Annotated in this window: 12 protein-coding genes; 4 read left to right on the top strand and 8 right to left on the bottom strand. The window is 61.0% G+C overall.

Annotation, left to right across the window (positions count from 1 at the left end; translation table 11 throughout):
* Positions 1-4 precede the first annotated feature (4 nt).
* From U5919_RS14480 to U5919_RS14460, 5 genes are read right to left on the bottom strand one after another with little or no spacing between them, the layout of a single operon-like run.
* Entirely contained in the window at positions 5-1,318 is a 1,314-nt protein-coding gene (locus U5919_RS14480; RefSeq protein ID WP_336025160.1) for an ABC transporter ATP-binding protein, read from the bottom strand.
* Complete coding sequence (locus tag U5919_RS14475) at positions 1,311-2,411, bottom strand: ABC transporter ATP-binding protein (RefSeq protein ID WP_336025159.1); 1,101 nt, start codon at positions 2,409-2,411, stop codon at positions 1,311-1,313. Before U5919_RS14475 ends, U5919_RS14480 begins: the two co-directional genes overlap by 8 nt.
* A 22-nt stretch (positions 2,412-2,433) precedes the next feature.
* Positions 2,434-3,381, bottom strand: coding sequence for an ABC transporter permease (locus tag U5919_RS14470; RefSeq protein WP_336025158.1), 948 nt, complete (start codon positions 3,379-3,381; stop codon positions 2,434-2,436).
* Positions 3,381-4,382, bottom strand: coding sequence for an ABC transporter permease (locus tag U5919_RS14465; protein WP_336025157.1), 1,002 nt, complete (start codon positions 4,380-4,382; stop codon positions 3,381-3,383). Before U5919_RS14465 ends, U5919_RS14470 begins: the two co-directional genes overlap by 1 nt.
* Positions 4,383-4,412: 30 nt before the next feature.
* Positions 4,413-6,059 carry an ABC transporter substrate-binding protein gene (locus tag U5919_RS14460; RefSeq protein WP_336025156.1) on the bottom strand — a complete coding sequence of 549 codons (1,647 nt, stop codon included), beginning with the start codon at positions 6,057-6,059 and terminating at the stop codon, positions 4,413-4,415.
* A gap of 307 nt (positions 6,060-6,366) precedes the next feature.
* Between U5919_RS14460 and U5919_RS14455 the strand changes: the two genes are divergently transcribed.
* From U5919_RS14455 to U5919_RS14440, 4 genes are all read left to right on the top strand, one after another.
* Positions 6,367-7,128, top strand: a complete 762-nt coding sequence (locus U5919_RS14455; protein WP_336025155.1) for an IclR family transcriptional regulator — start codon at positions 6,367-6,369, stop codon at positions 7,126-7,128.
* Between the two features lie 109 nt (positions 7,129-7,237).
* A complete protein-coding gene (locus tag U5919_RS14450; protein ID WP_336025154.1) occupies positions 7,238-8,350 on the top strand; it encodes a CNNM domain-containing protein in 1,113 nt (370 codons plus the stop codon).
* A gap of 46 nt (positions 8,351-8,396) precedes the next feature.
* Positions 8,397-8,630: a hypothetical protein gene (locus tag U5919_RS14445; protein WP_336025153.1), complete on the top strand. Its 234-nt coding sequence runs from the start codon at positions 8,397-8,399 to the stop codon at positions 8,628-8,630.
* A gap of 247 nt (positions 8,631-8,877) precedes the next feature.
* The gene (locus U5919_RS14440; protein WP_336025152.1) at positions 8,878-9,273 is read left to right on the top strand and encodes a hypothetical protein; all 396 of its coding nucleotides are present in this window, start codon (positions 8,878-8,880) and stop codon (positions 9,271-9,273) included.
* A gap of 13 nt (positions 9,274-9,286) precedes the next feature.
* On the opposite strand, the gene U5919_RS14435 is transcribed toward U5919_RS14440, so the two are convergent.
* From U5919_RS14435 to U5919_RS14425, 3 genes are all read right to left on the bottom strand, one after another.
* Complete coding sequence (locus U5919_RS14435; protein WP_336025151.1) at positions 9,287-10,024, bottom strand: isopentenyl phosphate kinase; 738 nt, start codon at positions 10,022-10,024, stop codon at positions 9,287-9,289.
* Entirely contained in the window at positions 10,021-11,097 is a 1,077-nt protein-coding gene (gene mvk, locus U5919_RS14430) for a mevalonate kinase (RefSeq protein WP_336025150.1), read from the bottom strand. The genes U5919_RS14435 and mvk overlap by 4 nt, the downstream gene beginning before the upstream one ends.
* A 113-nt stretch (positions 11,098-11,210) precedes the next feature.
* Positions 11,211-11,522 (bottom strand): hypothetical protein, encoded by a 312-nt coding sequence (locus U5919_RS14425; protein ID WP_336025148.1) that lies wholly within the window; start codon positions 11,520-11,522, stop codon positions 11,211-11,213.
* Between the last annotated feature and the right edge of the window lie 51 nt (positions 11,523-11,573).

Genomic DNA, 11,573 nt, shown 5'->3' with positions numbered 1-11,573 from the left:
TTCGCTATCTCTCCCCTCCTAGGTGTCCAGACGAACGTTCTGCAGCAGTGGAAGAATGCAGATGGCACGATACCTTTCGGGTCGTATCGTTCCCGCCGGGGGGTTCGAGGGACGGACTCTCCTTCGCACAGATGCTCCTCTCGGCGAACTGTCGATCGAGGAGCGTAATCGCGTCCGTCCACCGGCCATCGACGACAGATTCGATCGCGTCGTGCACGACCTCCTCGCACGTGGGATCGGAGAGCGATCCGTTGAGAAATGCTTCTCGTACCGTCTCGGTGTCATTGGCTTCGAACGAACGGCGTTCGACGGCGCGGATGAACTCTCTGACATCGCTCCACTCGTCCTCGGTTAGCTCGTCTGTCTCGGGAAGGATGAGCGAGGGACAGCGCGTGCGGAACCGGCAACCGCTCGGGGGGTTGATCGGGCTTGGCACGTCGCCGTGGAGAACGCTTCGCTCTCCCCGATTCCGAGGGTCCGGAACCGGAATCGCGGACAGTAGTGCCCGCGTGTACGGATGTTTCGGTTCTTCGAATATCCGCTCGGCGGCTCCGATCTCGACGATTTCACCGAGGTACATCACGGCGACACGGTCACTTATATGGCGAATGACCGATAGGTCGTGGCTGATGAACAGGTACGTGAGGTCGAACTCCTCTTGGAGATCCTGTAACGTATTCAGGATCTGCGCCTGAATCGAGACGTCGAGGGCGCTTGTCGGTTCGTCGAGGATGACGAATTCGGGGTTGACCGAGAGGGCACGGGCGAGATTGATCCGCTGGCGTTGTCCACCGGAGAACTCGTGCGGATACCGATGATAGTACTGGGGTTCTAGTCCGACGGAATTTAGGAGCTCCTTCGCTCGTTCCTCCCGGCCGGAAGCGTCGTACATTCCGTGACCCTCCATCGGTTCTTCGATGATCGAACCGACCTTCATCCGCGGATCGAGGCTCGACTGTGGGTCTTGGAAGATTATCTGAATGTCCTTTCGACGCCGCCGGAGTTCCTCGTCGCTCAGTTCCGCGAGGTTCTCGCCGCCGAAATAGATGTCCCCTTCGGTCGGTTGGAGGAGTCGTAAGATGACGCGAGCAAGTGTGGATTTGCCACAGCCGGATTCACCGACCAGCCCTAACGTCTCACCGCGTTCGATCTCGAAAGAGACGTCGTCGACCGCGCGGACGAGTTCCGGATCGTACTCGAACGGGAAGCTCAGCCCATTCGGCGAGAATTCGTACCCGCCGAACAGTCCGCTCGAATTGTCGAAGTGCTTGGACAGCCCCGAGACACGGACGAGCGGATTCGCTTCTATGCTACTCATCGGAACCACCGACCGTTGAGAGCCCCTCCGAGGAGAGTTCCGGACTCGTTTCGTAGTCTGCCTCGAACGCGTCGTGTTTGAGACAGGCCGCCCACTGTTCGTGGTCAGTAACGAGACGGAGATCCGGGTGCGTTTGAGTGCATACGGCTCGCGCCTCGGAACAGCGATCGTGGAACCGACATCCGGACGGCGGATCGATCGGTTCCGGCATCGATCCCTCGAGCGGTCGTAATGTATCCGTGGACTGATCGGGACGCGGAATCGAATCTAACAGCGCTTTGGTGTAGGGATGCTGCGGGTTGTAAAACAGGTCATCCACATTCGCGCGCTCGATGACCTCGCCGAGGTACATCACGTTGACCCGGTCGCAAATCTCCGCGACGATCCCCATGTCGTGGGTGACCCAGAGGAAGCTCGTATCGTACCGCTTTTGCAGATCGTAGACGAGATCGAGGATCTGCCCTTCGACCGTGACGTCGAGCGCGGTCGTCGGCTCGTCGGCGATGATGAGTTTCGGTTCACATCCGAGCGCCATCGCGATCAGGACGCGCTGTCGCATTCCTCCCGAGAACTGATGCGGGTAATCGTCAAACCGCTCTTCGGGCTGCGGAATACCGACTTCGCGGAGGATTTCGATCGAACGGCTGCGAGCCTCTCTCTTAGAGAGATCTCGGTTGATCTCGATGACTTCACAGAGTTGCTCGCCGACCGTGAACACGGGATTGAGGCTCTCCATCGGATCTTGGAAGATGAGCGCGATCTCGCTCCCGCGAATCTCAGCGCGCATCTCGGAATCGGAGAGCATCTCCTCGCGTTCGATCGGCTCGCCGTTCTCGTCTCGTTCTTCCTCGAATCCGACGATGGTTTTGTCGTCAAACGTTATCTCACCGCCGACGATACGCCCGGGCGATTCGACGAGCCGGAGGATGCTCTGGACGGCAACGCTTTTTCCAGCGCCGGATTCGCCGACGAGGCCGACGATCTCGCCGCGCTCGACGCTGAAGGAAACGCCGTCAACCGCCTGAACCGTCCCCGATTTCGTGAAGAATTGCGTCTTCAGATTTTCGACCGTTAGTAGTGGATTGTGGCTCATAGTTGTCGTATCTCTTGATTACTCAGTCGTCCAATCGCGGATCGAAGGCGTCGCGGAGACCGTCTCCGACGAGGTTGAACCCGACCACGGTCACCAGAATAGCGAGTCCAGGCCAAAGGCTGAACCACGGGTCCGGTAACATATACTCTCGCGATTGTGCCAACATCGCGCCCCACGACGGCGTTGGGGGTTGCGCACCGAAGCCGAGGAACGATAGCGCGGCGACGATGAGGATGTTCACGCCGACTTGAAGCGTCGCCTGTACCAACACGGGAGCTAGACTGTTCGGGATCACGTGTCGACGAATGATGTCGCGATCACGGAGTCCCGCGGCCTTCGCGGCCTCGATGTACTCCTCCTCGCGGACGCTGAGTACCTCTGATCGAATCAGCCGTGCGAAGATCGGCATCGTGATGACGCTGACGCCGACGATGGCGATCCAGAGATCGCGGCCGAACGTGGACATAATCGCGATCATCAGCACGATAAACGGGATCGCGTAGAACGTCTCGACGAACCGCTGGAGAACGTCATCGACCCAGCCGCCGTAGTAACCGGAGACAGCGCCGATGACCGTTCCGGCGACGGCTCCGATGCCGGTGGCGACGATTCCGACTTGGATCGCGACACGCGTCCCGTACACGAGGCGTGCTAAGATGTCGCGACCGCGGTGGTCCGTTCCGAGCGGGTGTGCCCACGTTCCGGTCCCGAACTGGTTCGTGATGCCGACGGGGGGAGCCAAGCTCGGTGATCCCGGAGGCGCGGTCACCGGACTGTACCAGTACTTTTCGGCGAAGTGATAATCCAAGAGTACACCGTCGATGAACACCCAGACCGCCACGGCGAGGACGACAGCGATGATATACGTTCCCCATCGCGACGTCGAGTTACTCCGGAGCTGTTCCGTTATCTCTCTCCATCCTGTTCGAGGAACGTCTGTCGACACGGAACCTTCATCAGCGTCGCTCATTAGTTGTCAGCACCCCCGTAGGAGATCCGTGGGTCGAGATACGCGTACAGGAGATCCGTAATGAGGACGCCGATGACGAACAGGGACGCGTAAAACAACGTCCCCCCGAGGATAAGCGGGTAATCCCGGGCGTTGACGCTTGTGACGATCAACGTACCCATTCCACTGATACTGAAGACTGTCTCTGTGAGTACAGAACCCCCGAGCGCGGTTGTCAGTTGCAGTCCGATGACGGTCAAGACGGGGAGCTGTGCGTTCTTGAACGCGTGTTTTCGGAGCATCGTTCGCTCTTTCACGCCGAACGCTCTGGCGAGCGTCACGTATTCTTGGTTGAGGACTTCGAGCATCGAGGATCGTTCGATTCGCATAATCGCGGCCATCTGTAGCGTGCCGAGCGTCAGCGTCGGCATCAGGAGGTGCATCCCGGCCTCATAGAGGACGTCCAGACGGGTCGTTGCGTTGTCGACTGAGGCTGGATCCGCCCACGGCATCACGAGCCCGGTCGCTGGGAAGAGCCCGAGGTGGTAGGTGAAAACGATGATAAGTAGCAGACCAACCCAGAAACTCGGGGTGCTAACCCCGATGAGTCCGAGAATGCGGAACACGTGATCTGAGAGTTGATTTCGGTTTTTCGCGGACAGAACGCCGATCGGAACCGCGGTGAGAATCGCGAACGTGAAACTCGAGGCGACGAGAAGAAGTGTCGCTGGCAACCGTTCGAGGATCTTTTGGGTCACTGGCACTCGGTAGTTGATGCTCTGGCCGAGATCCCCTTGGAGCACGTTGAGGAGGTACTTGAAATAGCGCACGTGTAGCGGTTGGTTGAGTCCAAACTGCGTTCGAATGGCCTCTACAGTCGCCGCGTCGGCACTCGGCCCGATGAAGATTCGAACTGGGTCGCCCGGTGCTGCATTGATGAGCAGAAACGTGAGCGTAACAACGCCGAGAAGCGTGAAGACAGATTGCGCCAGCCTCCGCACGACATATCGAAGCAGACTCATTTTCGAGTAGATCTGATATTGGGCGCGCTACTATTGAAGCGAGATGGTTCCGTCTTTGGTTACAATCCGTGGATTGATCGGCGAGACCGGATGAACGTCGAATCCCTCTACTCGGGAGCGGACTCCATAGGAGTTCTTGTAGTTGAACGCCGGGAGATGGACCTTATCTTCGAGAACTGTCGTGATTACGTCAGTGTACAGTTGCTTGCGGGTCTCTCGGTCGACGGAGCTACGCGCCTGGGCGAGTTGCTCCATGACTTCTTCGTTCTCATAGTAGACGCCTTGGTTTGCGCCGGTCGCGTCAGTGTGGAAGAGATTGTACATAATGTCGTCGGGGTCCGAATACCGGACCCACCCGAGAACGTACATGTTGTAGTCGTCGGCGTTCCCCGTGTACGCCTGACTGAGCATCGTGCCCCAATCGAGGCGCTCGACGTTCGCGTCGTATCCGGCCTCTTGGATTCCGTTGGCGATGGAAATACCGATGTTTTCACGGTTGTCGTCCGGCGGGACGATAATCTTGCAGCTCCAATCAGATGGGACGCCAGCCTCCGAGAAGAGTTGCTGTGCCTGTTCGATATCCTTATCGTTCGGAATATCCTTCCACTGATCAACGGATATTCCCCAGTCTTCGACGACCGGTGTCGGTAGGGGGCAGTACTGCCGCACACCGGCAGGTTCGATGAACCGCTCGACCGCATCGTCCATCGAGAAACTGTAATCGATCGCTTCGCGGACCCGCTGGTCGGTCGTCGGCCCCTCGTTCATATTGAACGCGACGTAGAAGTAACCGATCGCCTCGACTGCTTCGAGACTGGCGTCCTCCATGTCTTGAACCGTCGTCCAGAGCCTCGGTGGGATCGTCTCGACGATATCTCGGTTCCCGGTCTCCAGTTCCGTGATTCGGGTCGTCGATTCGGTGACCGGAACGAATTCGACCGCGTCGACTTCCGGTTGCGGTTCGCCCCAGTAATCGTCCCACCGTTCGAGCGTGACGTAGGAGTTCTGTTCCCAATCGACGAATTGGAACGGTCCAGAGCCGATGGGTTGTTCGGTGTTGAACGCCTCCGGATCGTCCTCGCGAACCGCTCGCGGAACGATCTGGTGGGTGAGCAGCTCGTTGAACATCGCAAACGGATTCGAGAGGTCGAACTGCACCGTGTGCTCGTCGACTACCGTCGCGGAATCGATGACGGAGAAGATTCCTGCGAGCGGTGTTTCCTCCTCGAGCGGCGCGGTAAACGAATACGCTGCGTCTTCGGCAGTAACTGGATCCCCGTTGTGGAAACTCGCGTCTTCCCGAATGGGAATAACGTATCGCGTGTTATCCCGCGTGATCTCGGGTTCGGACGTTGCGAGGTCCGTGGTCGTATCCGTTCCCTCCGCGTAGGTGTAGAGGCCACTGAAGATTCGATTGCCCACCAGTGCGTCCGGATTCGAGTACTGTAGGATCGGGTCGAATCGGGTCGGCTGGAGCGCCTGCCCGATATTTAACGTCGTTGCCGACGACGACGACCCTTGGGTATCGGAGTCGGAATCGGTCTCCCCACTGGAGGAGTCGCCCGAGTTCGCCCCGTCATCGCCCGAGTTGTCGCTCGAACATCCCGCCAACCCGACCGGAATCGCAGTTCCGGTCGCAGCGAGCACTTTTCTTCGCGAAATTTTACGATCAGTCATTGGTACCTGATGTCACCCACCGGCCCTAATAACAAATAGATTATCATTAATAGCAGATTTATTATCTGAAATTGGAACAAAAAATTCAGTCTCTTATACGATGAATATAATAATATACGGGAATATATAATTAGTAGCCCGGTATACGGGACAGATTTAAGACAGTCAGTTACGATGGTAGTAGCGATTACATCGATAAAAGCGGTATAGTAGCGTAGTATCTGACTGAACCTGAGTGTATTTTAGGCATAGTTATTAATCCCAGCATACGGAAGTAACTATATACGGGATCTTCCGTTCCAAACATATGACAAAAACAAACCGAGAAAATTTGACTACAGTCGAACAGACATTCGATATATTAGAGTGGATTTATACCAATAACGGCGCAAAGCCCGCTGATCTCGGAGAATATCTGGACGTGAGTTCGAGCACCGTACATCGGTACCTGAAAACGCTGATTGACGAGGGATATCTCGTCAAAGAGGGCGATTCCTACTACCTTGCACTGAAATTCCTCTCGTTCGGTGAGCAGGCCCGCACGCGAAAGGAGGTCTACACGAATGCGGAGAAATATACGGAGATGCTCGCAGAAGAGAGTGGGTGTAGATCGACGTTCATCGTCGAAGAGGGGCTACAGGGGATCTACCTCTATACGTCACCGGGACACCACAGCGTCTGGGTACAGTCGACGATCGGCAAACGGATTCCGCTTCACGCAACTGCGGGTGGCAAGGCGCTGCTCGCTCACCTCCCCGACGAGCGAGTCACCCGAATTCTCGACAACGGACTGGAGAAAAAAACGGAGCAGACGATCACCTCGCGAACGGCGCTGTGTCAATCAATCGAGGATATTCGAGAGCGAGGCTACGCGTACAACAAAGAAGAGCAAATCGAGGGCGTCAATGCCATCGGAGCCCCGGTTAAGAACGACGCTGGCGACGTCGTCGGCGCCTTCAGCGTCTCCGGCCCATCCAATCGACTGACTGGCGATCGGCTCACAGACGAGTTACCGCAGATTCTCCTCGGCGTGACAAACGAATACGAACTCCGGATATCTCTGTCCTGAACCAGTACAGCCACGTAATCGTTAGTCTGCTCGAGACGACGACTACCGATTCCGCACGGTGGTCGGTCTTCCCTGCTTATTTGGGAGAGTGGCCCGTTGGCACGATTCGATGACGCCGATCGAGCTTAGCTTTCGTCTGATCGCGGGACTCGCACTCATCTTGACGAACGGCTTCTTCGTCGCTATCGAGTTCGCGCTGACGCGTGCGCGGCAGTTCAGCGAACAGGAGTTCATCGACGGAAGCCCCGCCCTCGAACGGGCGTGGGAGATGACACAGAGCCTAGAGATCTACCTGACGACGTGTCAGGTTGGAATCACGGCCTCGAGCATCGCCGTGGGTATCGTCGCCGAACCCGCGCTGGCCGCGCTGTTCGAGCCGTATTTCGCCAGCACGCCGCTGGCATCGGTGGGTGCGGGTGCGATCATCGCCTTCGGAATCATTAACCTCCTACACCTCACCCACGGCGAGCAGACGCCGACGTATCTCGGCGTCGAGCGCTCACGGATGGTCTGTCGGTACGGGGCGGCCCCGCTGTACTGGTTCAACTGGCTCATCTCTCCGCTCATTACGCTCGGTGACTGGGTCGCGAAGGGGACGCTCAAACTGTTCGGCATCGAGATGACCGGCGCGTGGCTCGAAACCGAAGAGGAGGTGCTCGAATCGCGGGCACAGCTGCGAAACCGTATCCACTCGCTGCTCGAAGAGGGTGAACTCCCCGAAGAGCGACGGGAGGAAGTCCTCAGCGCGCTCGACGTGGACGAACTCCCGATCAGTGAACTCATCGTCCCGGCCGACGACATCGTCGCGCTCTCGACGGCGGTATCGCCCGAGGAGAACTTCGAGCGGATTCGGAGCACGCCGCACACGCGGTTCCCGCTCGTCGGCGACGACCTGAGCGATTTCCGCGGCATCGTGTACGCGCCGTCGATTATCGACCACTTCGAGGAGCTAAAATCCGGCGACCTGTCGTTCTCCGAGATCGCCGCACCGCCGATGACGCTCGCGGCGGGGACGAACGTCAGCGACGCGTTCGATCAGTTCCAAGCGGAGGATCAGGAGCTAGCGCTCGTCATCGAGGACGGCGGGGTCGTCGGCCTGCTCACCGCGACCGACGCCCTCGAAGCGGTGATGGGCGAGCTCGAAGATCCGCTCGATCGACGCAACCCCACGAGAGCCGAGGAGGAGTCTGAATCGGATCCCAACGACGAGTCCGAGCCTTGATTACGTTTCCACCGGACGGTTCCGATCGCCGACACCCTCGTCCACCGTGACGGCGTCGCCTGTTGGCGACACGCTCGTCGGCGGAGGCGTCGCGGCGTTCGTCTCGCCGCTCGCCGTGAGCGGAACGGCGTTGGAGACGCTGGTCTGGCTCGCCGGAATTTCGATCGCGATCGTCGCCGCCCTGTGGTCTGGGCGGGTGCTCTCCCGCCTAGAAGAGATCGCGTTCACCCTGTCGGAGGTCGCTCGGTGGGTACTCGGTCTCTTCGGACTGCTCGGCTGAACCGGTTTGGACGAGACTGGGCCGACTCTGGATTCATCCGTGCTGTTCGAGCGGGTTCTGCATCGATCTCGAGCGGGGTTTCCGTTCATCCCACCGCGGGTCGAGGGATCGTCCGTTTGACGATTCCGCGGCGAATTCGCCTAAACCGGATAAAGTGCGGCGAAATGGGCCGAAAGTGGCGTTCACCGACAGCCCCATTCATTGCCGAAGGACGGCGAGAGAGTGCCGGAGGAATCAGTGAATACCGATGTACCTCGATATCCCGCTGCAGTTCGGTCGGTTCGATCCGCTCGACGGCGTCGTCGTCTTCGCCGTCAGCCTGCTCATCGGCGGCGGCGCGATCCACGTCGCGGCCAAACACGTCATTTCGCGGGGGGAACCCGGCGGCTTGACTTTCGAACACGCGGTGCTCACGGCGCTGTTGGGCGCTGTGGCTTGGGCGCTCCTGTCGTGGATCCCGCTTTTCGGCTCGCTGTTCGGGCTCATCGGCTGGATCGCCGTCATTCGCTGGCGCTATCCCGGCGGCTGGGTGAAGGCCGGCGTCACCGGCGCGGCCGCGTGGGCCGCCGCGGTCGTCGCACTCGCGGCGCTCGAACTGATCGGGCTGGGCTCGGTCTCGGCGCTCGGCGTGCCGGGGACGTAATTCCGTTCGAATCTCAGCCGTCCACGACGGTCCCGACCGACCGCCCGGCGAGGAACCCGTCGAGGTCGTCGGGGCCGAACACGGACGCCGGCGCACCGAGATCGAGCAGCGCGCGTATTTTCGCCGCCATTCCGCCAGTCACGTCGGTCGAGTCGGCCCCGCCGAGCGCCTCTGCGACGTCCCTGAATCGGGTGATCCGCGAGAGGACTTCGCCCGACTCGTCGTAGACGCCCGGAACGGTGGAGCAGAGGCCGACGCGGTCGGCGTCGAGCGCCCGAGCGAAGTGCGCGACTAACTCGTCGCCGCTGATGATCGTCGCGCCCGCGCCCGACTGCGCGATGACGTCGCCGTGGAGCACGGGGACGAACCCCTCCGAGAGCATCGTCGCCGTCGAGTCGACCGGAAGGGATAGCGTCGAATCCGCGTCCCGCGCGCCCGCCGAGAGCGGATGGACAGGGAGGGCCGCAACGCCGGCGTCCTGCAGCCGACCGACGATTCCGTCGTTGAGCCGCCGCATCGAGTCGTGAATCGCCCAGATCCCCGCGGCGTCGCGGCTTCCTTCTGCGGGAGTCACGCCGTGTTTGTCCGCGTGGTGGTGACCGAAACTCCCCGCGCCGTGGACGAGCACGAGGCGCGAGACGTCCGCGTCGGCGACGCTGTCGACGACTCGATCGAGCGCGTCGTCGTCGACCGTCTCCGGCGTCTCCTTGTCGGTGACGACGCTGCCACCGAGTTTGAGAACGGTCGTCATCGTCGATCGGCCCCCCGGTTCGCGCCGTCGCTGGGTTTCGCGTTCAGGCCGCCGCCTCCGGACGTCTCCACGCGAACGCCCTCGCGGTCCAACTCGGCGCGGAACGCGTCCTTGCACTCGGCGGTGTACCGAAGCGCGGTGCGCGTCTCCGGCGTCTCGTCGAGCGCGACGATGCAGCCGCCGCCGCCCGCGCCGGTGAGCTTCGCGCCGTGTGCGCCCGCCTCGCGAGCGGCCCACACCATATTGTCGAGCGTGCGCGAGGAGACGCCGAGCGCTTCCAGCAGCCCGTGATCGAAGTTCATCAGTCGACCGAGTTCGTCGAGCAGTTCCGATTCGGGCTCCGCGTCGGGGTCGGCCTCGGCGAGCAGCGACTCGCCCGTTCGGACGATGTCACCGATGCTCTCGACGGTGTCGGCGGCGAACCCGTACTCCTCGCGGAGTGCGCGGACGCTCGCGACGAGTTCGCCGGTGTCGCCCGCGCCGCCGTCGAAGCCGACGACGAAGGGGAGGTTCGGCGCGTCGATCCGGCGGCAGTCGTCGCCCTCGACTCTGACCGCGCCGCCCATCGCCGAGCAGAACGTGTCCGCGCGCGAGGCTTGGCCGTCCTGCACGTCGTACTCCGCGCGGTAGGCGCGGTCGGCCACCTCCTCGGAGGCGAGTTCGACGCCCAACTCGCGCGTGGCCGCGTCGATCCCGGCGACGACGACGGCGGCCGAGGATCCCAACCCCGCGCCGAGCGGGATCTCGCTCTCGACGGTGATGTCGAATCCCGCGTCGGGCGCGCCAGCGGCGTCGCGTGCCTGTTCGACCGCGGCGTCGACGTACCCCACCGCGGCGTCGACGAGCCCCGCCGGGACGTCGACGTCGGGTCGGTAGCCGGTGTCGCCGGTGTACTCGACGGTGAAGCCGTCGAGGCTCAGGTCCCGGGCCTCGACTCTGATGTGGTCGTCCGCGCGGGCGTCGGCGGTGACGGTGGCGCGGCGTTCGATGGCGCAGGGTACCGCTGGCTCGCCGTAGACGACCGCGTGTTCCCCGAAGAGATACACCTTCCCGGGGGCGCTTGAGACAGTCATACGGGAGGCATTTCGTGGCGGCCGCTTAAGCTATCCGACCGCGGAGAATCGGTTGGGGCCCCTCGTCCCTCCGGCGACGCGAAGTGTTTCTCTCCTCGTCGACGCCGGGTCAGTCACTCCTCGCCGACGTCGTCGAGTTCCGCGAGCGCGTCGGAGTCCTCGCCGCGGAAGTGCTTCGCCGCGGCCGCGAGCGCGACGAGCAGGACGAGCGCGATGAATCCGCCGATCGGGAGCCTGCCCACGCCGTCACTAAACGGTGTGTTCTTCCCCGAATCGGTCGATTCCGAGGAGTCGTCGACATCTTCCGACATCCCCTCGTCGGACTCGGACGACGACCCGCCGATCGCGGGGGCGGTGTTGGTCGCGCTGAAGCTGAGGCCGTCGTGCAGATGGATCTCGAAGAGCGTGAAGGATTTCTCTGTCATCTCACCTTTCGATACGCCGACAGAACGGAAAACCGTTGCGGAGGTTACGGC

It is taken from the genome of Halobellus sp. LT62, assembly GCF_037031285.1.
In the GTDB taxonomy this organism is placed as follows: Archaea; Halobacteriota; Halobacteria; order Halobacteriales; family Haloferacaceae; genus Haloquadratum; species Haloquadratum salinisoli.
This window is presented reverse-complemented; position numbering and strand designations above follow the sequence as displayed.

Excerpts from the sequence above, each read along its gene's own strand:
- U5919_RS14480 (WP_336025160.1), bottom strand. The coding sequence starts at position 1,318 with ATGAGTAGCATAGAAGCGAATCCGCTCGTCCGTGTCTCGGGGCTGTCC.
- U5919_RS14475 (WP_336025159.1), bottom strand. The coding sequence starts at position 2,411 with ATGAGCCACAATCCACTACTAACGGTCGAAAATCTGAAGACGCAATTC.
- U5919_RS14470 (WP_336025158.1), bottom strand. The coding sequence starts at position 3,381 with ATGAGCGACGCTGATGAAGGTTCCGTGTCGACAGACGTTCCTCGAACA.
- U5919_RS14465 (WP_336025157.1), bottom strand. The coding sequence starts at position 4,382 with ATGAGTCTGCTTCGATATGTCGTGCGGAGGCTGGCGCAATCTGTCTTC.
- U5919_RS14460 (WP_336025156.1), bottom strand. The coding sequence starts at position 6,059 with ATGACTGATCGTAAAATTTCGCGAAGAAAAGTGCTCGCTGCGACCGGA.
- U5919_RS14455 (WP_336025155.1), top strand. The coding sequence starts at position 6,367 with ATGACAAAAACAAACCGAGAAAATTTGACTACAGTCGAACAGACATTC.
- U5919_RS14450 (WP_336025154.1), top strand. The coding sequence starts at position 7,238 with ATGACGCCGATCGAGCTTAGCTTTCGTCTGATCGCGGGACTCGCACTC.
- U5919_RS14440 (WP_336025152.1), top strand. The coding sequence starts at position 8,878 with ATGTACCTCGATATCCCGCTGCAGTTCGGTCGGTTCGATCCGCTCGAC.
- U5919_RS14435 (WP_336025151.1), bottom strand. The coding sequence starts at position 10,024 with ATGACGACCGTTCTCAAACTCGGTGGCAGCGTCGTCACCGACAAGGAG.
- mvk (WP_336025150.1), bottom strand. The coding sequence starts at position 11,097 with ATGACTGTCTCAAGCGCCCCCGGGAAGGTGTATCTCTTCGGGGAACAC.
- U5919_RS14425 (WP_336025148.1), bottom strand. The coding sequence starts at position 11,522 with ATGACAGAGAAATCCTTCACGCTCTTCGAGATCCATCTGCACGACGGC.